This is a genomic window from Amycolatopsis sp. SID8362 (assembly GCF_010550475.1).
GTDB classification, from domain to species: domain Bacteria; phylum Actinomycetota; class Actinomycetes; order Mycobacteriales; family Pseudonocardiaceae; genus Amycolatopsis; species Amycolatopsis eburnea.
In genome coordinates, this window is the sequence record NZ_JAAGNB010000085.1 from 1 (window position 1) to 756 (window position 756).

Consider the following 756-nt stretch of genomic DNA (forward strand, 5'->3'; position numbering starts at 1 on the left):
CGTGGTGCCGCGCGGCCGCGGTGGACCCGCCGGTGCCGTCGCTGACCGGCTTCGTCGAGGCGCTGGTGGGGGAGCGGTGAGCGCGCGCACGACCGTCGTCATCGCCACCCGCGGCCGCGCCGCCGAGCTGGCGCGCACCCTCCGTCAGCTGTCCACATTGGACCCGGTGCCGCCGGTCGTCGTGCTGGACAACGCTTCCACGGACGGGACCGCCGAGGTTGCCCGCGGCTACGCGAACGTGCGCGTGATCCGGCTGCCGCGCAACCTCGGTGCCGCCGCCCGCACACTCGGCGTCGTCGTGGCCGAAACGCCCTACGTGGCCTTCAGCGACGACGATTCGTGGTGGGCGCCGGACGCGCTGTCCGAAGCGGAACGGATCTTCGACGAGCACCCGCGGACCGGCCTCCTCGCCGCGCGCACCCTGGTCGGCCCCGAGGACCGTGACGACCCGGTGACGCCCGAGCTGGAACGGAGCCCGCTGGGCCACCCCGACGGCGCGCCCGGGCCGCTGGTCCTCGGGTTCCTCGCCTGCTCGGCGATCGTGCGCCGCCGCGCGTACCTCGAAGCCGGTGGGTTCAGCCCGCTGCTGCACTTCGGCGCCGAAGAGCAGCTGCTGGCCTACGACCTGGCCGCGCACGGCTGGGAAGTCTGCTACGTCGGGCGCCTGCGCGCCCACCACCACCCGTCGCGCTCGCGGCCGCCGTCGGCGTGGCGCCGCCGCGCCGAACTGCGCAACCGGCTGCTCATCGCCGTGCT

General features: G+C 75.4%; 1 protein-coding gene. It reads left to right on the forward strand.

The genetic code is table 11. The annotated features are described in order from the left end of the window. Positions 1–76: 76 nt before the first annotated feature. Positions 77–756 (forward strand): glycosyltransferase family 2 protein (locus G3I65_RS03015; protein WP_160694508.1); only part of this gene is annotated, 680 nt, incomplete at its 3' end.